The sequence below is a fragment of the Pseudomonas sp. ADAK13 genome (genome assembly GCF_012935715.1).
Classification (GTDB): Bacteria; Pseudomonadota; Gammaproteobacteria; order Pseudomonadales; family Pseudomonadaceae; genus Aquipseudomonas.
Window position 1 is genome coordinate 1,866,445 of the sequence record NZ_CP052860.1, and the last position, 19,920, is coordinate 1,886,364.

The following is a 19,920-nucleotide window of genomic DNA, read 5'->3' on the forward strand; positions in this document are numbered from 1 at the left end:
GCGGGCTTGCCCGCGAAAAACTCAAGGACGCCGCATTTCTTCAATATTTACGGGTTATCGTTAACGACCATCGCGAGCAAGCTCGCTCCTACAGAAGAGGGATCTGCCTTGAAACTCAAACTTGGGCTCATCTTGCTGGCTATCAGCGCCAATGTATTGGCCGCACCACCCACCCTCGCCCCGCTACTCGACAGCATCGCCGAACGCCTGGCGATCGCCGACCAGGTGGCCCTGAGCAAATGGGACAGCCACAAGCCGGTTGAGGACCGTGCGCGGGAACAGGACGTGATCGCCAGCGTCGTGGCCCAGGCCCCGAGCTACAAACTGGCACCGGCGCAGGCCGAGCAGTTTTTCTCGGCCCAGATCGAGGCGAACAAACTGGTGCAGTACGCCCACTTGTCCGATTGGCAGCTGAAAGGCAAGGCGCCCAACGACCCGCGCCCTGATTTGGTCGGCCAGATCCGCCCTGAACTGGACCTGCTGCAAAAACGCCTGCTGCAACAGCTGGCGGACTTCACCCCGGAACGCACCAACCCGCAGTGTCCGCAATGGCTGGCCCAGGCTAATCACGCGCCTGCCAAAGACGCGCTGCACCAACTGGCGATGATCCGCGCCACCGCCGAGCTGTGCCTCTTGTAGGAGCCGGCTTGCCGGCGATGGGATCGCACCCAGACTCCCTGATAAACCGAGCCGCCTGCATCGCCGGCAAGCCAGCCCCTACAAACCGCACTATATTGGTGCGATACGCTGCACCCTTCCCACTTACACAACCCATTTTGGTTCGAAACTTCCCGCTGAAGCTGGCAGAACGCCACAGTTTCGCGCCTTAAGCCCCCATTTCAGGGCTTTAACGCTTCTTTTCGGAGCTTTGGTTTGGTTTTTGCATTTTCCTTGTATCAGCGTGTGCCTCAAGCCCGCGCCTTGCTCCAAAAGAGGTCCTAATGACCATCAGCGACGCACTGCACCGCCTGCTACTCGACAACCTGACCACCGCGACCATTCTGCTCAATGACGAACTTCGTCTTGAGTACATGAACCCGGCGGCGGAGATGCTGCTGGCCATCAGCGGACAGCGCAGCCATGGGCAATTCATCAGCGAACTGTTCACCGAGTCGGCTGAAGCCTTGAGTTCGTTGCGCCAGGCCGTGGAGCAGGCGCACCCGTTCACCAAGCGCGAAGCGATGCTCACCGCCCTCACCGGCCAGACCCTGACCGTCGACTATGCGGTAACGCCGATCCTGAGCCACGGCGCCACCTTGCTGCTGCTGGAGGTGCATCCCCGGGATCGCCTGCTGCGCATCACCAAGGAAGAAGCGCAACTGTCCAAGCAGGAAACCAGCAAGATGCTGGTGCGCGGCCTGGCCCACGAGATCAAGAACCCGCTGGGCGGGATTCGCGGCGCCGCACAGTTGCTGGCCCGCGAGCTGCCGGACGAGAACCTCAAGGACTACACCAACGTCATCATCGAGGAAGCCGACCGTCTGCGTAACCTGGTAGACCGCATGCTCGGTTCCAACAAACTGCCGTCGCTGGCGATGACCAACGTGCATGAAGTGCTGGAGCGCGTTTGCCAACTGGTAGAGGCCGAAAGCCAAGGCTGCATCACCTTGGTGCGCGACTACGACCCAAGCATTCCCGACGTATTGATCGACCGCGAGCAGATGATCCAGGCGGTGCTCAATATTGTGCGCAACGCCATGCAGGCCATCAGCAGCCAGAACGAACTGCGCCTGGGCCGCATCAGCCTGCGCACCCGCGCGTTGCGCCAGTTCACCATCGGCCACGTGCGCCATCGCCTGGTGACCAAGGTCGAGATCATCGATAACGGCCCGGGTATCCCGGCCGAACTGCAGGAAACCATCTTTTTCCCAATGGTCAGCGGCCGCCCGGACGGTACCGGGCTGGGCCTGGCCATTACCCAGAACATCATCAGCCAGCACCAGGGTTTGATCGAGTGTGAGAGCCATCCCGGCCACACCACGTTCTCGATCTTTCTGCCACTGGAACAAGGAGCCCCATCGACATGAGCCGTAGTGAAACTGTCTGGATCGTCGATGACGACCGTTCTATCCGCTGGGTCCTGGAGAAAGCCTTGCAACAGGAAGGCATGACCACCCAGAGCTTCGACAGCGCCGACGGGGTGATGAGCCGCCTGGCTCGCCAGCAGCCCGACGTGATCATCTCCGACATCCGCATGCCCGGCGCCAGTGGCCTGGACTTGCTGGCGCGGATTCGCGAGCAGCACCCGCGCTTGCCGGTGATCATCATGACCGCGCACTCGGACCTGGACAGCGCTGTCGCGTCCTATCAGGGCGGCGCCTTTGAATACCTGCCGAAACCGTTCGACGTGGACGAAGCGGTGGCCCTGGTAAAACGCGCCAACCAGCACGCCCAGGAACAGCAAAACCAGGAAGCCCCGCCGGCCCTGACCCGTACCCCGGAAATCATCGGCGAAGCCCCGGCGATGCAGGAAGTGTTTCGCGCCATCGGGCGTTTGAGCCACTCGAACATCACCGTGCTGATCAACGGCGAGTCGGGTACCGGTAAAGAGCTGGTGGCCCACGCCCTGCACCGTCACAGCCCACGGGCGGCGTCGCCGTTTATCGCGCTGAACATGGCAGCGATTCCGAAGGACTTGATGGAGTCGGAACTGTTCGGCCATGAAAAAGGCGCGTTCACCGGCGCGGCCAACCTGCGCCGGGGCCGTTTTGAACAGGCCGATGGCGGCACGCTGTTCCTCGATGAAATCGGCGACATGCCGGCCGACACCCAGACGCGCCTGCTGCGGGTACTGGCAGACGGCGAGTTTTATCGCGTAGGCGGGCACACGCCGGTCAAGGTCGACGTACGCATCATCGCGGCGACCCACCAGAACCTGGAAACCCTGGTGCATGCCGGGAAATTCCGTGAAGACTTGTTCCACCGTCTGAACGTGATCCGCATCCACATCCCACGGATGTCGGACCGCCGCGAAGACATCCCGACCCTCGCGCGTCACTTCCTCAGCCGCGCCGCCCAGGAGCTGGCCGTCGAGCCGAAGCTGCTGAAAAGCGAGACCGAGGAATACCTGAAGAACCTGCCATGGCCGGGCAACGTGCGTCAGTTGGAGAACACCTGCCGCTGGATCACGGTGATGGCTTCGGGGCGCGAAGTGCATATCAGCGACCTGCCGCCGGAGCTGCTGAGCCTGCCTCAGGATTCGGCACCGGTGACCAACTGGGAGCAGGCGTTGCGCCAGTGGGCTGACCAGGCGTTGGCACGTGGCCAGTCGAACCTGCTGGACAGCGCTGTGCCGGCCTTCGAGCGGATCATGATCGAAACCGCCCTCAAGCATACCGCCGGTCGTCGTCGCGACGCCGCCGTGCTGCTGGGCTGGGGCCGCAATACGCTGACACGCAAGATCAAGGAGCTGGGGATGAAGGTCGACGGCGGCGATGATGACGAAGGTGATGAGGCCTGATCACTAATCCCTGATCCACTGAAGATCTAATGTGGGAGCCGGGCTTGCCCGCGATGGCGCTGTGTCAGTCACTGGATGTATCGACTGACACAGCGCCATCGCAGGCAAGCCAGCTCCCACATTTGTTTTGTACCAGACTAACGACCGTGCACCGCTTCAATGCACCACGAACCGGCATCGCGCACGGATCCAACGCCTGAAACACATGCCTTGTTAAATAAATATTAAAAGCTGAAAACGCCAAAGCCCCGTATTCCGGGGCTTTGCGCTTTCTAAAGAAATTTTTTGGCGCCACTTCGCAATTCTGGCACGCGCCCTGCAATAACCCTGTCACTACCCAGTTTCGGGGACCTTGGTACAGGCAGGCCGAGAATCCCCTCTTTACACCCGGGGTGCTTGATGCGGATCGCGTCGCGCCCCACACCCGTTTCGGGAACCTCGGTACAGGCAGGCCGGGGATTCCCTCTTTAACACCGAAGCCTTTGGCTTCACCCCGTTTTGGGAGCCCTGGTACAGGCAGGCCGGGAACTCCCTTCTTTACACCCGGGGCTTATGAGGCAATGCGCCCATAGCCCCAGCCCGTTTTGGGAACCTTGGTACAGGCAGGCCGGGGATTCCCTCTTTTATTCCTCCCGGAGATGGATCTCCAGCCGCCAGCGCCCCTCGACCTTCTCCCCCGACCACTCCCCGCGCAATGGCCGAGCCGCCACCAGGTTCAGCAGCAAGCCGCCATCGGTCTTGCGCACGCGCCAGTTCACATCCTTGTCATTGACCTTCAGTTGCCCGCCCTGAGCCTTGCCCAGCGCGTCGAACAACAGCGCCACGGTGCCGTCGATATGTTCGCCGTGCAGCTTGGGCTCGCTGTTGAACCACACCACCAGGCCATCGCCGGCAGGCTCCACCTGCTGCAGCTCAACCGGGTCGGGCGTGGTCAGCCGGCCGATCATCAGGCCCACCATCAAGCCGACAATCGCCAACGAGCCTAAAACCCGTGGCAGAAGCTTCGGTCGCGGGTCGTCTTCAGGGGTAGAATGCAGCGCATCTTTGCCTTCGGAGCCGTGCATGTTTCACGTCATCCTTTTTCAACCAGAAATTCCGCCGAATACCGGCAACGTTATCAGGCTGTGCGCCAACAGTGGCTGCCACCTGCATTTGATCGAACCGTTGGGCTTCGACATGGACGACAAGCGCCTGCGCCGCGCCGGGCTCGACTACCACGAGTACGCCACCCTGCAGCGCCACGCCGACCTCGCCAGTTGCCTGGAAAGCCTGAACCACCCACGGTTGTTCGCGTTTACCACCAAGGGCTCGCGGCCGTTCCATGATGCCAGCTTTGCCGAAGGCGACGCCTTCCTGTTCGGCCCGGAAAGCCGGGGCCTGCCGGCAGAGGTGCTCGACGCCCTGCCCGACGGCCACCGCCTGCGCCTGCCGATGCGCGAAGGCTGCCGCAGCCTGAACCTGTCCAACACCGTGGCCGTCGCCGTCTACGAAGGTTGGCGGCAACTCGGTTTCAAGTAACGCATATAACAAATGTGGGAGCGGGCTTGTGTGGGAGCCGGGCTTGCCCGCGATACAAACACCTCGGTGTGTCAGTCACACCGCGGTGATGCTATCGCAGGCAAGCCAGCTCCCACACAAGCCCGCTCCCACATTTAGTCCAGCGTCGGCTCGAAATTACTGAACCGTTGGCGAACCTTCCTGTTGCATGCGCTGCAGCTCTTGCGCATACAGGGCATCGAAGTTCACCGGAGCCAGCATCAGCGCCGGGAACGAGCCACGGGTGACCAGGCTGTCCAGGGTCTCACGGGCATACGGGAACAGGATGTTCGGGCAGAACGCGCCCAGGGTGTGGCTCATGGACGCTTCGTCCAGGCCCTGGATCAGGAAGATGCCGGCCTGTTGCACTTCAGCGATGAAGGCCACTTCTTCGCCGTTCTTGACGGTCACCGACAAGGTCAGCACGACCTCGTGGAAGTCGCCTTCCAGGGCCTTTTGACGGGTGTTCAGGTCCAGTGCGACGCTCGGGGTCCATTCCTGACGGAAGATGGCCGGGCTTTTTGGCGCTTCGAACGACAAGTCGCGTACGTAAATACGCTGCAGGGAAAATTGTGGGCCTTGAGCCTCTTCTGCTGCCGCTTCGGTGTTCTGTTGGTCAGTCATCGCAGATCCTTCGTGATCTTGGGGTCTTTTAGGGGTTGTGAGTCAGACGTGAAGCAGCGCATCCAGTTTACCGGCGCGCTCGAGTGCGAACAGGTCATCGCATCCACCGACATGCTTGTCACCGATCCAGATCTGCGGCACGGACGTGCGTCCCGCTTTCTTGGTCATCTCGGCGCGCACCTGGGGCTTGCCATCAACCTTGATCTCTTCGAAGGCAATGCCCTTTTTCTCAAGCAGGGCCTTGGCCCGCATGCAATAAGGGCAATAATCGCTGGAATAAACGACAACCTGGCTCATATCACTTCACCAGCGGCAGGTTATCGCCACGCCAGCTGGAGATACCACCCGACAGTTTGGCCGCGTTGAAACCGGATTTCAGCATCTCGCGGGCGTGGGTGCCGGAGTGCTGGCCTTGGGCGTCGACCAGGATGATGGTCTTGGCCTTGTGCTTTTCCAGCTCGGCCAGGCGCGAAATCAGCTTGTCCTGGGGAATGTTCAGCGCGCCGACAATATGACCGGCGGCGAAATCCTTGGCGGGACGAATGTCCACCACTACAGCCTCATCCTTGTTGACCAGAGCGGTCAGCTCGGACGTGCTGAGGCTGCGGCCACCGCGGCTCATTTCGTGAGCGATCAGCAGCGCCAGCAGTACGACGAACGCACCAGCGAGCAAATAGTGGGTAGTGGCAAATGCAATCAGGTGATCAACCATCAAGGAGGTTCCAGGGCGTTAAAATGGCGGTAAGTATACACAGCCGTCATGGTCGGCCAACCCCCGTAAAGCGGTGACGTGGTCGGAACTTCGCTTTAAACTGCCACTCCCTTTTCAATTGCCTTCATTCATTACCGCCGCGAGAGGATCTATGACTACTACGCCTAAACCTTTGGTCCTGATAATTCTCGATGGCTTCGGACACAGTGAAAGCCACCATGACAACGCTGTGTACTCGGCCAGGAAGCCAGTACTGGACCGTCTGAGCGCTACCGTACCGAACGGCCTGATCTCCGGGTCGGGCATGGATGTTGGCCTGCCGGACGGCCAGATGGGCAACTCGGAAGTCGGGCACATGAACCTCGGTGCCGGACGAGTGGTCTATCAAGACTTCACCCGCGTGACCAAAGCGATCCGCGACGGCGAATTTTTCGAGAACCCGACCATCTGCGCGGCGGTGGACAAAGCGGTCAAGGCCGGCAAGGCCGTGCACTTCATGGGCCTGCTGTCGGACGGCGGGGTCCACAGTCACCAGGACCACCTGATCGCCATGGCCGAACTGGCCTTCAAGCGCGGTGCCGAGAAAATCTACCTGCACGCCTTCCTCGACGGTCGCGACACCCCGCCGAAAAGCGCCCAGTCCTCCATCGAACTGCTGGACGAAACCTTCAAGACCCTCGGCAAAGGCCGTATTGCCAGCCTGGTCGGCCGTTACTTCGCGATGGACCGTGACAACCGCTGGGACCGCGTGGCACAAGCCTACAACCTGATCGTCGACGGCCAGGCCGAATTCAACGCCGCCACCGCCCAGGAGGGCCTGGAAGCCGCTTACGCCCGTGGCGAGAGCGACGAATTCGTCAAGGCCACCACGATCGGTGAGCCGGTCAAGGTCGAAGACGGCGACGCCGTGGTGTTCATGAACTTCCGCGCCGACCGTGCCCGCGAGCTGAGCCATGTGTTTGTCGATAACGGCTTCAAGGACTTCGAGCGCGCCCGCCAGCCGAAAGTCGAATTCGTGATGCTGACCCAATACGCCGCCAACATCCCGGCCCCGTCGGCATTCGCCCCGGGCAGCCTGGAAAACGTGCTGGGCGATTACCTGGCGAAAAACGGCAAGACTCAACTGCGCATTGCCGAAACCGAGAAATACGCCCACGTGACCTTCTTCTTCTCCGGCGGTCGCGAAGAACCGTTCCCGGGTGAAGAACGCATCCTGATCCCGTCGCCAAAAGTCGCCACCTACGACCTGCAGCCGGAAATGAGTGCCCCGGAAGTCACGGACAAAATCGTCGACGCCATCGAGCACCAGCGCTATGACGTGATCGTGGTCAACTACGCCAACGGTGACATGGTGGGCCACAGCGGCAACCTGGAAGCAGCGGTGAAAGCCGTGGAATGCCTGGACCTGTGCGTCGGCCGCATCGTCGACGCCCTGGACAAGGTGGGCGGCGAAGCGCTGATCACCGCCGACCACGGCAACTGCGAGCAAATGTCCGACGAATCCACCGGCCAGGCCCACACCGCCCACACCACCGAGCCGGTGCCGTTCATCTACGTTGGCAAGCGCGACCTGAAAGTGCGTGACGGCGGTGTGCTGGCCGACGTGGCACCGACCATGTTGATGCTGATGGGGCTGGAGAAGCCGAAAGAGATGACTGGCACTTCGATTCTGGTCTGACACAGTTCAGGGGTTGCTCAAAACGGGCAGCCCGTCAATAATGGACTCGAGCGCGAAACCAGTTGCCTCCAGCGGCGATAACTGGCGTAGGAACCCCGCAGATGGCTGGATATCCGCGTAGGGTGAGACCTCCACACCCCTGCTTGAGGGTGTGTATATGAATATCAAGCAAGCACTATTTAGGGCAGTTCGAAAGAGCTGCCCTTTTCTTTGGGCGTTACAAAAGCTCGTAACGCTTGTAGAGCAACTCACCATGGCGATGCTTATTCAAGGCTTTGGCGTCTGTCTGCATGAAGTTCCACAGCACATTGCCAGCCTGAATATTGACCACGACCAGCATCTGCCTCCTGGATTCATAAACCCCAATGAATGCTAAACGAGCGGAGCAGTCGCTATAAGCAACACGCCATACTTCCAGAGGCCCCGTCAGTGTGTCCAAAGCGAACCTGACATATCGCTCTCTGGCGTCCTGCCGCTTTTCAACAATGTGCTGCAGACAGCTGCGCCTGATCGCGATTTGCCCCAACGGCGAAGCGATTTCCACTTCTGAACAACTCGAATGGGCGATGCCAAAATGCCTTGCGACTATATCGATGGCCGTTGGGATGTCGTTGCCGGCGACCACCTCCTCGACCGGAGGTGCTCGCAGAGTCCGATCCAGGCTGCGAAGGTCGGGAAGCCCATAATCGAGCCAAGTTTGTTGACCTTTTGACTCGTGAATAAAGGGCATCAATGACTATGCCAACCGGCTGATCAAATGGGCCGACGAGTCTATTCCGAGCTCAAAAGCACCGTGCAGGTGGAGCATTTCAAGGCATTTCGCCAAGCATCTAAAACAACCATAGAAGCACGACGCGGCGCGCCGTACCGTTCGTCGCCGTCAAAGGGCCATGGGACCCGCCCACAATCGTTTACAGAATGCCGCCACTGGGCACCTAACTTGCCTGCCAGCCCGAATTGGACGTTTTTTTTGCAGCGTGGGCCGGGCATACTAGGCCGTCCCTTTCCCTGGTGTCGCCCGCCTCTATGCTTCGCGCCTTGATTACCCTCGCTCTTGTCTGCCTGCTCCAACCGGCGTTTGCCGATGAGCGCGCACAAACCCAACAACAGTTGGACGCTACGCGTCAGGACATTACCGAGCTGAAGAAACTGCTCGGCAAGCTCCAGGAAGAGAAATCCGGCGTGCAGAAAGACCTGCGCGGCACGGAAACCGAGATGGGCAAGCTCGAGAAGCAGGTCCAGGAGCTGCAAAAAGAACTAAAGAAGAGCGAGTCGGAACTGGAGCGACTCGACGGTGAGAAAAAAAAACTCCAGAGCGCCCGCGTTGAACAGCAACGCCTGATCGCGATCCAGGCCCGCGCCGCCTACCAGAATGGCCGCCAGGAATACCTCAAGCTGCTGCTCAACCAGCAGAACCCGGAAAAATTCGCCCGCACCCTCACCTACTACGACTACCTGAGCAAGGCCCGTATGGAGCAATTGAAAAGCTTCAACGAGACCCTGCGCCAGTTGGCCAATGTCGAAACAGAAATCGCCAACCAGCAGTCGCAGTTGCTCGACCAGAAAAGCAGCCTCGACAGCCAGCGGGACGAGCTGGACAAGGTTCGCAAGGAGCGCCAGCAAGCACTGGCCAAGCTGAATGACGACGTAAAGGCCCGCGATGCCAAGCTCAAGAATCGCGAGCAAGACCAGGCCGACCTGGCCAAAGTCCTGAAAACCATCGAGGAAACCCTGGCTCGCCAGGCTCGCGAGGCCGAAGAAGCGCGGCAAAAAGCGCTGATCGCCCAGCAGGAAGCCGAAAAAAAGCGCGAGCGTGAGGCCGCCGAGGCCCTGGCCACTGATGCCCCGGCCCCGCGCAAACCGGCGCGTGCAGCGCCTGGCCCGCTGGTTTCCAGCGCCGGCGAATCCTTCGGCGGTCCTTTTGCTTCAGCCCGGGGCAAACTTCCATGGCCAGTTGATGGTCGATTACTGGCACGCTTTGGTGAAACCCGTGGCGATGACACCCGCGCCAAGTGGGACGGTGTGATGATCAGTGCCGGTGCCGGCACCCAGGTCCACGCCATCCACGGCGGTCGCGTGGTGTTCGCCGATTGGCTGCGTGGCGCAGGTTTGTTGGTGATTCTTGACCACGGTAATGGCTATTTGAGCCTTTACGGCCACAATCAAACTTTGCTCAAAGCGGCAGGTGATGTTGTAAAAGCCGGTGAATCCATCTCCACTGTCGGTAACAGTGGTGGCCAGGACACTCCGGCGCTGTACTTCGCTATTCGTCAGCAGGGCCGCCCGAGCGACCCGGCACAATGGTGCCGCACCCAAGGATAAGGGTCGCATCTACATTAGGAGTTCGTTCGACATGCTGCATTTGTCCCGCCTCACATCGCTGGCCCTGACGATCGCCCTGGTGATCGGCGCGCCTTTGGCATTCGCCGACCAGACCGCCCAGTCAGCTACGGCCGCGACCACCAAGGCCCCGCTGCCGCTGGACGAGTTGCGCACCTTTGCCGAGGTCATGGACCGGATCAAGGCTGCCTATGTCGAGCCGGTGGACGACAAGACCCTGCTGGAAAATGCCATCAAGGGCATGCTCAGCAACCTTGACCCGCACTCCGCCTACCTGGGCCCGGAAGATTTCGCCGAGCTGCAGGAAAGCACCAGCGGTGAATTCGGTGGCCTGGGCATTGAAGTCGGCGCCGAAGACGGCCAGATCAAAGTGGTCTCGCCAATTGACGACACGCCAGCGTCCAAGGCCGGGATCCAGGCAGGCGACCTGATCGTCAAGATCAACGGCCAGCCGACCCGCGGCCAGACCATGACCGAAGCCGTCGACAAGATGCGCGGCAAGATCGGCCAGAAAATCACCCTGACCCTGGTGCGCGACGGCGGCAACCCGTTTGACGTGACCCTGGCGCGCGCGACCATCACGGTCAAGAGCGTGAAAAGCCAGCTGCTGGAGTCGGGCTACGGTTACATCCGTATCACCCAGTTCCAGGTCAAGACCGGCGACGAAGTGGCCAAGGCCCTGGCCAAGCTGCGTAAAGACAACGGCAAGAAACTCAGCGGCATCGTGCTCGACCTGCGCAACAACCCGGGCGGTGTGTTGCAGGCAGCGGTGGAAGTGGTCGACCACTTCATCACCAAGGGCCTGATCGTCTACACCAAGGGCCGTATCGCCAACTCCGAACTGCGCTTCTCGGCCACCGGCAACGACCTCAGCGAAGGCGTGCCAATGGTTGTGCTGATCAACGGCGGCAGCGCCTCGGCTTCGGAAATCGTCGCCGGCGCCCTGCAGGACCAGAAACGCGGCGTGCTGATGGGCACCACCAGCTTCGGCAAAGGCTCGGTGCAAACCGTGCTGCCGCTGAACAACGAGCGCGCCTTGAAGATCACCACCGCGCTGTACTACACGCCGAATGGCCGCTCGATCCAGGCCCAGGGCATCGTGCCGGACATCGAAGTGCGCAAGGCCAAGATCACCAACGAGGCCGACAGCGAGTTCTACAAGGAAGCGGACCTGCAAGGTCACCTGGGCAACGGCAACGGCGGCGCCGACCAGCCTACCGGCAGCGGCTCGAAAGCCAAGCCGATGCCACAGGACGACGATTACCAGTTGGCCCAGGCGCTGAGCCTGCTCAAGGGCCTGAGCATTACGCGCAGCCGTTGATATGCGTCGTGGCCTGATCCTCGCTTTGCTGTGCTGTCTGGCGGGAGTTGCCCAAGGCAACCCCGCCAGTACTGCCCCCGCTGAACACAAAGCCTACCTGACCCTGATCATCGACGACCTCGGGCAAAACCTGCCCCGGGATCGTCGCGTGCTCGCCCTGCCCGGCCCTGTGACTACGGCGATCATGCCCGACACACCCCACGCCGCCGAATTTGCCCGTGAAGCCCACAAGGCCGGCAAGATCGTCATCCTGCACATGCCCATGGACCCGGCCACCGGCCCATTCGCGTGGCACCCTGACCTGCCCATCGAAGAGCTGGGCAAACGCCTGGACGCCGCCTTCAAGGCTGTACCCTACACCGCCGGCATCAACAACCACATGGGCAGCCGCATGACAGCGCAGCCCGAGGCCATGGCCTGGCTGATGGGTGAATTGCAGCGGCGCCACAAGTTCTTCGTCGACAGCCGCACCAGCGCCAAGACCGTGGCGGCAGCCGAAGCGCAGAAAATCGGCCTGGCCAGCGTTTCGCGGGATGTGTTCCTCGATGACGAACGCACCGAAGCGGCCATCACCACCCAACTGCAAACCGCGATCAAGCTGGCCCACAAACAGGGTTCGGCCGTGATGATCGGCCACCCTTATCCACAGACGCTGGCGGTGCTGGAACGCGAGTTGCCCAAGCTCAAGGCCCAGGGCATCGAGTGGATCGATATCAAGTTGATGATCAGCCTGCGCAGCAATCGCGCGATGGCTGGGCACGGCAAAGACGGCACGTATCGCTGACCCCGTGACGCCTGGCCACCGCTCTATATAGCTACCGCTTTGCGCCTCCCGTTTTATTCAATAGTTGCAGCGCAGCCAAACAGGCCATGCCGACGCAGGCCTGCAACTTTTTATAAAATTGGGAAGATAAACCATGCAGCCCATACGCTTTAAAGACCTGCTGATCAATTTCACCACAGAGTTCGATCTGCTCTGGAGCGCCAAAGACTCAGGCGCCGATAACGCCGCCACGTTTTGGCGCCCCAACACAACGGCCGACTCGCTGAACAGCTTTTCTTCACTGGGTGACGTCGTCGCCAGCGACTATCGCACGATCAATAACCGAAAATTCGTTGCCGTGGTCAGCGAGGCAGACCCCGTGAACGGTACCGCCCTTCGGGCGCCGGTGGGCTTTAACCTGATCTGGAAAAATTCCGGCAAGAAGACCCGCTCCGAGTTTTCCGTATGGAAACCGGTGCCTCCCGAAGGGTATGTGGCCATGGGAATGGCCTGCTGCATCGGTTATGACAAACCCACACTGAATGCGGTGCGCTGCGTCAGGGCGGATCTGGCGGTCGATGCCTATATTGGCAATGCGATATGGAACGACAAGGGCAGCGGCGCTCGCATGGACTTCAGTGCGTGGGACGTTCACACCCCCGACGTCGAGCCTGAGGCAGCCTATATCGCCACCGGCACCTTTTACGGAACTGGCGGATGGACCCGGCCGTCTTTTGGTGCCAGGCCCTACGCCCTGCGCATGGAACTGGCCTGCCAGGAAAGCACTCTGCCTGCGCCACCCGCGCCGTTTGCTTCGGTGGAAACGGAGCCGTCTCCCACTGTCTGCGAGTTGCCATGGTTCGCCGTAAAGGACAGCAACCTCACGCCGTTTGAACAACTGCATCACTCGCCACGCTATCGACTGGAAAGAACCGACCGGTATCTCTCTGTCGGCCTTGGGCAAAACACAACGCCCCAGGGCAAAACGTTCAACTGGACGGCACACAAGGGCGAAGCCGGTGACAACTCCATCGACTTTACAGCGGTGACGGGCATTCAGCTGGCGTATGAATGGTCATCGACGGCCCGCCCGGTGATGTTTTCTGCGCACTTGAGCAATTCCTTCACCCATACCACGCAATCGGCCAAGGGCTGGGGCACTTCGACGCCGCTGGAAGTCGCGGCCTATGTGCCGGCAAACCAGACCATCGCCGCCTACGTCATCCGCAGCGAATATAAGCTGTATCGACAGGACGGCAGCCAGTTGGCGGCCACCGTCAGCTACACCAACGGCGACACTGTGTACTTCAGCGAATCATCTGCATCGATACCTGAAGGCAACGAACAGGCGCCCGTCCTGGCCCTGCCCGTTGAGCCAGTGCCTGCGCTGCCTTCAGTCGAACCGGCGTTAGAGATAACGCCCCATGATGTCATCGACAACGCCCTCGTCCCGTAACTGATCCAGTGCCTTCTGAAGCTTGGCCACCACTTCATCCGGCACATTTTTGTTCAGTGCCAGGTACAGCTCGGCGCTATTGAAACGCAGCACGGTCTTGAGCCCTGTCACCCCGACCTGGCGCGCCAGGTAACGGCCCGCCGGGTCACCGGTGGCCCACAGGTCGATCTGGCCCTCCAGCAGTTTTTGCGCGTTGTCCTGGTCGCGTAGCACGATCACCGGTTTGAGGCCTTGCTTTTCAAGGGTCTCGGCAATGGCATCGCCCTTGTAGGCGCCGATTTTGTAGCGACGGGCCTGCTCAAGGTCGGTCAACTGGATCTTGCTGTCAGCCTTGGCCAGCAGCACCCAATCGTCCGGGCCGATGGGGCCGACCCATTTGAACAGTGCCTCACGGTCCGGCAGGCGCGCCATCACGAACACGCCGTAGCCGGGTTTTTCCAGGGCGAGTTTGTAGATCCGCTCCCAAGGGAAGCGCAGGGTCAAGTTGTAGGAGATGCCGGCACGCTGGAAGGTCTCGCGAACAATGTCCACGGCGATGCCTTCGATGTTCTCTTCCTTGGCGAAGTTCTTGCCGTTTTTCGCCATGTTGTACGGCGGGAAGTTCTCCGTCAGCAACACCAGGGAAGCACTGTCAGTCGGTTCGTCGGCGTGGGCTGAGCCCGCCAAAAGAATGGAGGTACTGGCGAGGGCGAGCAGCAGGTCTTTGAACATGAAAGTTACCGGAATCCATGGCAAGCCCAGAGAGTGCCGCGAGCCTGCCATGGTGTCCAGTGACGTTTAGCGTACGACGATACCGCGTGCCGCCATGTAGGCCTTGGCCTCGGGAACGGTGTATTCGCCGAAGTGGAAAATACTCGCCGCCAGCACCGCGCTGGCGTGGCCTTCGATCACGCCGTCGGCCAGGTGCTGCAGGTTGCCGACGCCACCGGAAGCGATTACCGGGATGCCCAGGGCATCGCTGATGGCGCGGGTCACGCCCAGGTCGAAGCCGTTTTTCATGCCGTCCTGGTCCATGCTGGTCAGCAGGATTTCACCGGCGCCCAGGGCTTCCATCTTCATCGCCCACTGCACCGCATCCAGCCCGGTTGGCTTGCGCCCGCCGTGGGTGAAGATCTCCCAGCGCGGGGTTTCACCCGGGCCGGAAACTTTCTTGGCGTCGATGGCCACCACGATGCATTGCGAGCCGAAGTGCTGCGCGGCTTCACCGACAAACTCCGGGTTGAACACAGCGGCAGTGTTGATCGAGACCTTGTCTGCACCGGCGTTCAGCAGGTTGCGGATGTCCTGCACGGTGCGCACGCCGCCGCCCACGGTCAGCGGGATAAACACCTGGCTGGCCATGCGCTCGACGGTATGCAGCGTGGTGTCGCGACCGTCGACGCTGGCGGTGATGTCGAGAAAGGTAATCTCGTCAGCACCCTGTTCGTCGTAGCGACGGGCGATCTCAACCGGGTCGCCGGCGTCGCGGATGTTCTCGAACTTGACGCCCTTGACCACGCGACCGTTGTCGACGTCCAGGCAAGGGATGATGCGTTTGGCCAGCGCCATGGTCAGTCCTCAGCCTTTGTAGGCGTCGCAGTAAGCCTGGGCTTCAGCAACGTCCAGGGTGCCTTCATAGATCGCGCGGCCGGTGATGGCGCCGATGATCCCTGGCGCCTTCGCGTCCAGCAGCGACTTGATGTCGCCCAGGTTGTGGATACCGCCGGAAGCGATCACCGGGATCTTCGTGGCGGCAGCCAACGCAGCGGTGAACGGTACATTGCAGCCCTGCATCATGCCGTCTTTGGCGATATCGGTATAAACGATGGCGGAGACACCGTCGGCTTCAAACTGCTTGGCCAGGTCAATCACTTGAACGGTGCTGATCTCGGCCCAGCCATCGGTGGCGACGAAACCGTCTTTGGCGTCCAGGCCCACGATCACCTTGCCAGGGAATGCACGGCAGGCTTCGGCAACGAAGGCCGGGTCTTTGACCGCCTTGGTGCCGATGATCACGTAGCTCACGCCCGCTTTCACGTAGTGCTCGATGGTTTCCAGGGAACGGATGCCGCCGCCGATCTGGATCGGCAGGTTCGGGTAGCGCTTGGCGATCGCAGTGACGACTTCACCGTTGACCGGCTGGCCTTCGAACGCACCGTTCAGGTCCACCAGATGCAGACGACGGCAACCGCCTTCTACCCACTTGGCAGCCATGCTCACCGGGTCATCGGAGAACACCGTGGAATCTTCCATGCGGCCCTGGCGCAGACGTACGCAGGCGCCGTCCTTGAGATCGATAGCGGGAATAATCAGCATCTGGCAAACCTTATTCGATATTCAGCGTTGCTCGGGAAATCAGGGTTTCTCGAGCGCCCACAAGTCGCTTTCGATGCTTTCGAACCTTTCTTTAAGGTGCGTCTGCACATCGAAAATCGCCCTGTTGTAATAGTGCGGAGCAATTTCAGTGGTGAACAGTTCGAGGATTTCTGCGACCTCGAACGAGCCGAGCTTGAGCTCGAAGCGGTCTTCCATGAAACGCTTGATCTTGTCGGTGGCCTCACTCTCCTGCTGGGGAGTGAGGTTCAAGATCGGCGGCTTGACCTTCTTGGCCATTACCAGCGCCCGTCCCACGCGGCGAAGTTCTGCAGCAATTGCAGGCCATGGGTATGGCTCTTCTCCGGGTGGAACTGCACGGCAAAGCGCGAACCGTCGGCCAGGGCCGCGGCGAAGTCGACGCCATAGTGCCCGCCACCCACCACCTGGCGCGGGTTACCGGCGGCGATGTAGTAGCTGTGCACGAAGTAGAAACGCGCCAGGTCCGGCACTTCGTGCCACAGCGGGTGATCCACGGTCTGGCGCACTTCGTTCCAGCCCATGTGCGGCACCTTCAGGTGCTCGCCGTCTTCGTGCAGGTCCTTGCCGAAAAACTTCACCTGACCCGGGAACAGACCGATGCAGTCGACGCCTTCGTTCTCTTCACTGCTGTCGAGCAAGGCTTGCATGCCCACGCAGATGCCGAGGAACGGCCGGTCCTGGCTGACTTCACGCACCAGGCTGTCGAAGCCCAGGCGGCGAATCTCGGCCATGCAGTCGCGAATCGCACCCACACCCGGGAACACCACCCGGTCGGCTTCGCGAATCACGTCGGCATCGCTGGTGATCAGCACCTTGCCGGCACCTACGTGTTCGAGGGCCTTGGCCACCGAGTGCAGGTTACCCATGCCGTAATCGATAACCGCGACCGTCTGCATTACAGAACGCCCTTGGTCGACGGCATTTGCCCGGCCATGCGGTCATCCAGCTCCACGGCCATGCGCAGGGCGCGACCGAAGGCCTTGAACACGGTCTCGATCTGGTGGTGGGTATTGGTGCCACGCAGGTTGTCGATGTGCAGGCTGACCAGGGCGTGGTTGACGAAGCCCTGGAAGAATTCCTGGAACAGGTCGACGTCAAAGCCGCCGACGGTGGCGCGGGTGTACGGCACGTGCATCTGCAGGCCCGGGCGGCCGGAGAAGTCGATGACCACACGCGACAGTGCTTCATCCAGCGGGACGTAGGCGTGGCCGTAGCGACGGATGCCTTTCTTGTCGCCGATGGCTTTGGCAAATGCCTGGCCCAACGTGATACCGACGTCTTCCACCGTGTGGTGGTCGTCGATATGCAGGTCGCCCTTGCTGACGATATCCAGGTCGATCAGCCCGTGACGGGCGATCTGGTCCAGCATGTGCTCAAGAAAAGGTACACCGATATCAAATCGGGCCTTTCCGGTGCCATCCAGGTTAATCGAGGCTTTGATCTGGGTTTCCAGAGTATCGCGCTCGACGGACGCCTTACGTTCGGCCATCACCAGCTCCGCAAAATCATTGGGCGAAAAAGGCAGCCATTATAGGGGCGCGGGCGCTAAACAGAAACATCGGAGGGGATAAGACTGATGGAGTGTCGAGGATAGACATGTCAGTACAAGTGTGGGAGCAGCTTTGTGTGGGAGCGGGCTTGCTCGCGAAAGCGGTGTGTCAGCCAAACATGGGCTGACTGATCCATCGCATTCGCGAGCAAGCCCGCTCCCACACAAGCGCGCTCCCACAAGGGTTACGCGGTGTTAGTGGAACAGTACTGCGGTTTTCTGCAGGGTGACCCACACGCCCCACGCCAGCGGAATACCCACCACCAGCCAGGCGGCTACCGCCAGCGGCACGCTGCCGGAGGAGGCTTTCCATTCCAGCACGGTGCTGGAATCGGCGCCCTTGTCGTGGCCCAGCGCCTGTTCGGCAGCCAGTTCCGCGTCGGTCATGAAGTACTTGTCTGCCACCGGCCGTACCAGCAGGTTGCAGATAAAGCCCAGCACCAGCAGGCCGGCGAGGATGTACAAGGTGATGTCGTAGGCGGCAGCGCGTTCAACGCCGATGCTCAACTGATACTCACGCAGGTAGTTCACCAGCACCGGACCCAACACGCCCGCCGCCGCCCATGCCGTCAGCAGACGACCGTGGATCGCACCCACCATTTGCGTACCGAACAGGTCCGCCAGGTAAGCCGGTACCGTCGCAAAACCACCGCCGTACATCGACAGGATGATGCAGAACGCGGCCACGAACAGCGCAACGTTGCCCAGGTGACCGAGGTTCGGGATCAATGCGTACAGGGCAAAGCCCAGGGCGAAGAACACGAAATAGGTGTTTTTACGGCCCAGGTAGTCGGAGAACGACGCCCAGAAGAACCGGCCACCGATGTTGAACAGGCTCAACAGACCGGTAAAGCCGGCGGCGATGGCCGCGATGGAAGCCAGTTGACCGGCATCCAGTTGGCCAAACGTCAGGCCGTTACCCAGCAACTTGCCGCCGAACACTTCCTGCAGCAGCGGCGAAGCCATGCCGAGGATGCCGATACCGGCAGACACGTTCAGGCACAGCACCAGCCACACCAGGCGGAATTGCGGGGTTTTCCAGGCCACGTTCACGTGCACGTGACGGTGGGTGATCATCGCGTTGCTGGCTTTCTTCGCCGGGGCAGTCCAGCCCTCGGGCTTCCAGCCGGTTGGCGGAACGCGGTAGGACAAGGCGCCGCCAATCATGAACACGAAGTAGATCACCGCCATGACCACGAAGCTCTGCCACACGCCAACGCTGGTCGGCGAGGCAAAGTGGCCCATCAGCGCGGCCGCCAACGGGGCGCCAACCATCGCGCCGCCGCCGAAGCCCATGATCGCCATGCCGGTAGCCATGCCGCGCTTGTCCGGGAACCACTTGATCAGGGTCGACACCGGCGAGATGTAGCCCAGGCCCAGGCCGATACCGCCAATGACCCCGGAGCCGATCCACATCAGCCAGATCTGGTGGGTATAAATCCCCAATGCCGAGATCAGCAGGCCGCCACACCAGCACAAGGCCGACACGACACCAGCCTTACGTGGCCCGGCATGTTCCAGCCAGCCGCCCCAGATCGCTGCCGAGCAGCCCAGGAAGATGAAGAACAGGGTGTAGATCCAGCCCAGCATGGAGATGGGCCAGTCGCATTGGGACGAGAAGACCTGGCTGATAAAGCTCATGTCCGGCGCGCAGGCGACCGGTGCGGTGATGCCCAGTGCCTTGGACAGCGGCAACCAGAACACCGAGAAGCCATAAGCCATGCCGATGCACAAGTGGATGGCCAGGGCGGCCGGTGGTACCAGCCAACGGTTGAACCCGGGCTTGGCGATAATGCGCTCCTTGGACAGGAACGCAGGCTGTGCGGCGGTATGGCCTGCCGCAGTGCTAGTGCTCATTGGTGTTTCCCCCAGTTATTAGTATGTGTCCGTCAGGCACTCTCTCCCTCGGCCTTACACGCAAGGCGTGGCCGTTTTGTTGAGTAAAGCTCCTTTTTGACGCGACGTTTAGCCGCAGAAGGCGGACGAACAGGCGAAGATTAGCATCTGTGGATGACAGAAAAACCAAACTGATATCACCTTTTTCGGGATATCTGATTTGTCTGGCGCCAAAATTCCGTTTTCCGGCCTCTAGATACAATGTAACTATCCGCGAACTGACGTAAGCCTTCGGGCGTTATACTCTGCGG

General features: G+C 60.8%; 21 protein-coding genes. 9 read left to right on the plus strand and 12 right to left on the minus strand.

Annotation, left to right across the window (positions count from 1 at the left end):
* Window positions 1–108: 108 nt before the first annotated feature.
* From HKK54_RS08765 to ntrC, 3 genes are all read left to right on the plus strand, one after another.
* On the plus strand, window positions 109–639 hold the full coding sequence (locus HKK54_RS08765; RefSeq protein ID WP_169386584.1) for a chorismate mutase: 531 nt from the start codon (window positions 109–111) through the stop codon (window positions 637–639).
* A gap of 302 nt (window positions 640–941) precedes the next feature.
* A complete protein-coding gene (gene glnL / locus HKK54_RS08770; protein WP_003218001.1) occupies window positions 942–2,027 on the plus strand; it encodes a nitrogen regulation protein NR(II) in 1,086 nt (361 codons plus the stop codon).
* The gene (gene ntrC / locus HKK54_RS08775) at window positions 2,024–3,460 is read left to right on the plus strand and encodes a nitrogen regulation protein NR(I) (protein ID WP_008435682.1); all 1,437 of its coding nucleotides are present in this window, start codon (window positions 2,024–2,026) and stop codon (window positions 3,458–3,460) included. The genes glnL and ntrC overlap by 4 nt, the downstream gene beginning before the upstream one ends.
* Before the next feature lie 623 nt (window positions 3,461–4,083).
* On the opposite strand, the gene HKK54_RS08780 is transcribed toward ntrC, so the two are convergent.
* The gene (locus HKK54_RS08780) at window positions 4,084–4,524 is read right to left on the minus strand and encodes a hypothetical protein (protein WP_169386585.1); all 441 of its coding nucleotides are present in this window, start codon (window positions 4,522–4,524) and stop codon (window positions 4,084–4,086) included.
* Here HKK54_RS08780 and HKK54_RS08785 point away from each other — a divergent pair.
* Window positions 4,523–4,978: a tRNA (cytidine(34)-2'-O)-methyltransferase gene (locus tag HKK54_RS08785; RefSeq protein ID WP_169386586.1), complete on the plus strand. Its 456-nt coding sequence runs from the start codon at window positions 4,523–4,525 to the stop codon at window positions 4,976–4,978. The two genes, HKK54_RS08780 and HKK54_RS08785, sit on opposite strands and share 2 nt — an antisense overlap.
* 156 nt (window positions 4,979–5,134) lie before the next feature.
* Here the strand turns inward: HKK54_RS08785 and secB are convergent, their stop codons facing one another.
* Genes secB through HKK54_RS08800 form a run of 3 tightly spaced genes read right to left on the minus strand, consistent with a single transcriptional unit; the run spans window position 5,135 to window position 6,332 of the window.
* The gene (gene secB, locus HKK54_RS08790; RefSeq protein WP_003218009.1) at window positions 5,135–5,620 is read right to left on the minus strand and encodes a protein-export chaperone SecB; all 486 of its coding nucleotides are present in this window, start codon (window positions 5,618–5,620) and stop codon (window positions 5,135–5,137) included.
* A 42-nt stretch (window positions 5,621–5,662) separates the two neighbouring features.
* The gene (gene grxC / locus HKK54_RS08795; protein ID WP_010169095.1) at window positions 5,663–5,917 is read right to left on the minus strand and encodes a glutaredoxin 3; all 255 of its coding nucleotides are present in this window, start codon (window positions 5,915–5,917) and stop codon (window positions 5,663–5,665) included.
* Between the two features lies 1 nt (window position 5,918).
* Window positions 5,919–6,332 carry a rhodanese-like domain-containing protein gene (locus HKK54_RS08800; protein ID WP_010169093.1) on the minus strand — a complete coding sequence of 138 codons (414 nt, stop codon included), beginning with the start codon at window positions 6,330–6,332 and terminating at the stop codon, window positions 5,919–5,921.
* 151 nt (window positions 6,333–6,483) lie between these two features.
* Here HKK54_RS08800 and gpmI point away from each other — a divergent pair, with 151 nt between their 5' ends.
* Window positions 6,484–8,010, plus strand: a complete 1,527-nt coding sequence (gene gpmI / locus HKK54_RS08805) for a 2,3-bisphosphoglycerate-independent phosphoglycerate mutase (protein WP_169386587.1) — start codon at window positions 6,484–6,486, stop codon at window positions 8,008–8,010.
* Window positions 8,011–8,227: 217 nt separating this feature from the next.
* Here the strand turns inward: gpmI and HKK54_RS08810 are convergent, their stop codons facing one another.
* Window positions 8,228–8,740 (minus strand): PBECR2 nuclease fold domain-containing protein, encoded by a 513-nt coding sequence (locus HKK54_RS08810; RefSeq protein WP_169386588.1) that lies wholly within the window; start codon window positions 8,738–8,740, stop codon window positions 8,228–8,230.
* A 296-nt stretch (window positions 8,741–9,036) separates the two neighbouring features.
* Between HKK54_RS08810 and HKK54_RS08815 the strand changes: the two genes are divergently transcribed.
* The 4 genes from HKK54_RS08815 to HKK54_RS08830 all read left to right on the plus strand — a co-directional run bounded on the left by HKK54_RS08815 (window position 9,037) and on the right by HKK54_RS08830 (window position 13,890).
* Window positions 9,037–10,332, plus strand: coding sequence for a murein hydrolase activator EnvC family protein (locus HKK54_RS08815; RefSeq protein ID WP_010169090.1), 1,296 nt, complete (start codon window positions 9,037–9,039; stop codon window positions 10,330–10,332).
* 31 nt (window positions 10,333–10,363) lie between these two features.
* Window positions 10,364–11,671 carry a S41 family peptidase gene (locus HKK54_RS08820; RefSeq protein WP_010169088.1) on the plus strand — a complete coding sequence of 436 codons (1,308 nt, stop codon included), beginning with the start codon at window positions 10,364–10,366 and terminating at the stop codon, window positions 11,669–11,671.
* 1 nt (window position 11,672) lies between these two features.
* Window positions 11,673–12,455 (plus strand): divergent polysaccharide deacetylase family protein, encoded by a 783-nt coding sequence (locus HKK54_RS08825; RefSeq protein ID WP_169386589.1) that lies wholly within the window; start codon window positions 11,673–11,675, stop codon window positions 12,453–12,455.
* 133 nt (window positions 12,456–12,588) lie between these two features.
* Window positions 12,589–13,890, plus strand: a complete 1,302-nt coding sequence (locus HKK54_RS08830; RefSeq protein WP_169386590.1) for a Vps62-related protein — start codon at window positions 12,589–12,591, stop codon at window positions 13,888–13,890.
* On the opposite strand, the gene HKK54_RS08835 is transcribed toward HKK54_RS08830, so the two are convergent.
* The 7 genes from HKK54_RS08835 to HKK54_RS08865 all read right to left on the minus strand — a co-directional run bounded on the left by HKK54_RS08835 (window position 13,843) and on the right by HKK54_RS08865 (window position 19,630).
* Window positions 13,843–14,601: a substrate-binding periplasmic protein gene (locus HKK54_RS08835; protein ID WP_169386591.1), complete on the minus strand. Its 759-nt coding sequence runs from the start codon at window positions 14,599–14,601 to the stop codon at window positions 13,843–13,845. The two genes, HKK54_RS08830 and HKK54_RS08835, sit on opposite strands and share 48 nt — an antisense overlap.
* 66 nt (window positions 14,602–14,667) lie before the next feature.
* On the minus strand, window positions 14,668–15,438 hold the full coding sequence (hisF, locus tag HKK54_RS08840) for an imidazole glycerol phosphate synthase subunit HisF (RefSeq protein ID WP_003218030.1): 771 nt from the start codon (window positions 15,436–15,438) through the stop codon (window positions 14,668–14,670).
* 9 nt (window positions 15,439–15,447) lie between these two features.
* Window positions 15,448–16,185, minus strand: coding sequence for a 1-(5-phosphoribosyl)-5-[(5-phosphoribosylamino)methylideneamino]imidazole-4-carboxamide isomerase (hisA, locus tag HKK54_RS08845; RefSeq protein ID WP_010169075.1), 738 nt, complete (start codon window positions 16,183–16,185; stop codon window positions 15,448–15,450).
* 39 nt (window positions 16,186–16,224) lie between these two features.
* Complete coding sequence (locus HKK54_RS08850; RefSeq protein ID WP_003218033.1) at window positions 16,225–16,482, minus strand: DUF2164 domain-containing protein; 258 nt, start codon at window positions 16,480–16,482, stop codon at window positions 16,225–16,227.
* A complete protein-coding gene (gene hisH, locus HKK54_RS08855) occupies window positions 16,482–17,120 on the minus strand; it encodes an imidazole glycerol phosphate synthase subunit HisH (RefSeq protein ID WP_010169074.1) in 639 nt (212 codons plus the stop codon). Before hisH ends, HKK54_RS08850 begins: the two co-directional genes overlap by 1 nt.
* Window positions 17,120–17,713 (minus strand): imidazoleglycerol-phosphate dehydratase HisB, encoded by a 594-nt coding sequence (gene hisB, locus HKK54_RS08860; RefSeq protein ID WP_003218037.1) that lies wholly within the window; start codon window positions 17,711–17,713, stop codon window positions 17,120–17,122. Before hisB ends, hisH begins: the two co-directional genes overlap by 1 nt.
* A gap of 255 nt (window positions 17,714–17,968) precedes the next feature.
* Window positions 17,969–19,630, minus strand: a complete 1,662-nt coding sequence (locus HKK54_RS08865; RefSeq protein ID WP_010169062.1) for an OFA family MFS transporter — start codon at window positions 19,628–19,630, stop codon at window positions 17,969–17,971.
* Window positions 19,631–19,920: the final 290 nt, after the last annotated feature.

What these genes read in the sequence shown, in the direction of transcription:
- HKK54_RS08825 (WP_169386589.1), top strand. Translation starts at nt 11,673, where the DNA reads ATGCGTCGTGGCCTGATCCTCGCTTTGCTGTGCTGTCTGGCGGGAGTT.
- HKK54_RS08780 (WP_169386585.1), bottom strand. Translation starts at nt 4,524, where the DNA reads ATGCACGGCTCCGAAGGCAAAGATGCGCTGCATTCTACCCCTGAAGAC.
- HKK54_RS08835 (WP_169386591.1), bottom strand. Translation starts at nt 14,601, where the DNA reads ATGTTCAAAGACCTGCTGCTCGCCCTCGCCAGTACCTCCATTCTTTTG.
- HKK54_RS08815 (WP_010169090.1), top strand. Translation starts at nt 9,037, where the DNA reads ATGCTTCGCGCCTTGATTACCCTCGCTCTTGTCTGCCTGCTCCAACCG.
- hisF (WP_003218030.1), bottom strand. Translation starts at nt 15,438, where the DNA reads ATGGCGCTGGCCAAACGCATCATCCCTTGCCTGGACGTCGACAACGGT.
- secB (WP_003218009.1), bottom strand. Translation starts at nt 5,620, where the DNA reads ATGACTGACCAACAGAACACCGAAGCGGCAGCAGAAGAGGCTCAAGGC.
- HKK54_RS08830 (WP_169386590.1), top strand. Translation starts at nt 12,589, where the DNA reads ATGCAGCCCATACGCTTTAAAGACCTGCTGATCAATTTCACCACAGAG.
- HKK54_RS08820 (WP_010169088.1), top strand. Translation starts at nt 10,364, where the DNA reads ATGCTGCATTTGTCCCGCCTCACATCGCTGGCCCTGACGATCGCCCTG.
- glnL (WP_003218001.1), top strand. Translation starts at nt 942, where the DNA reads ATGACCATCAGCGACGCACTGCACCGCCTGCTACTCGACAACCTGACC.
- HKK54_RS08850 (WP_003218033.1), bottom strand. Translation starts at nt 16,482, where the DNA reads ATGGCCAAGAAGGTCAAGCCGCCGATCTTGAACCTCACTCCCCAGCAG.
- ntrC (WP_008435682.1), top strand. Translation starts at nt 2,024, where the DNA reads ATGAGCCGTAGTGAAACTGTCTGGATCGTCGATGACGACCGTTCTATC.
- HKK54_RS08810 (WP_169386588.1), bottom strand. Translation starts at nt 8,740, where the DNA reads ATGCCCTTTATTCACGAGTCAAAAGGTCAACAAACTTGGCTCGATTAT.
- HKK54_RS08800 (WP_010169093.1), bottom strand. Translation starts at nt 6,332, where the DNA reads ATGGTTGATCACCTGATTGCATTTGCCACTACCCACTATTTGCTCGCT.
- gpmI (WP_169386587.1), top strand. Translation starts at nt 6,484, where the DNA reads ATGACTACTACGCCTAAACCTTTGGTCCTGATAATTCTCGATGGCTTC.
- hisA (WP_010169075.1), bottom strand. Translation starts at nt 16,185, where the DNA reads ATGCTGATTATTCCCGCTATCGATCTCAAGGACGGCGCCTGCGTACGT.
- hisH (WP_010169074.1), bottom strand. Translation starts at nt 17,120, where the DNA reads ATGCAGACGGTCGCGGTTATCGATTACGGCATGGGTAACCTGCACTCG.
- grxC (WP_010169095.1), bottom strand. Translation starts at nt 5,917, where the DNA reads ATGAGCCAGGTTGTCGTTTATTCCAGCGATTATTGCCCTTATTGCATG.
- HKK54_RS08785 (WP_169386586.1), top strand. Translation starts at nt 4,523, where the DNA reads ATGTTTCACGTCATCCTTTTTCAACCAGAAATTCCGCCGAATACCGGC.
- hisB (WP_003218037.1), bottom strand. Translation starts at nt 17,713, where the DNA reads ATGGCCGAACGTAAGGCGTCCGTCGAGCGCGATACTCTGGAAACCCAG.
- HKK54_RS08865 (WP_010169062.1), bottom strand. Translation starts at nt 19,630, where the DNA reads ATGAGCACTAGCACTGCGGCAGGCCATACCGCCGCACAGCCTGCGTTC.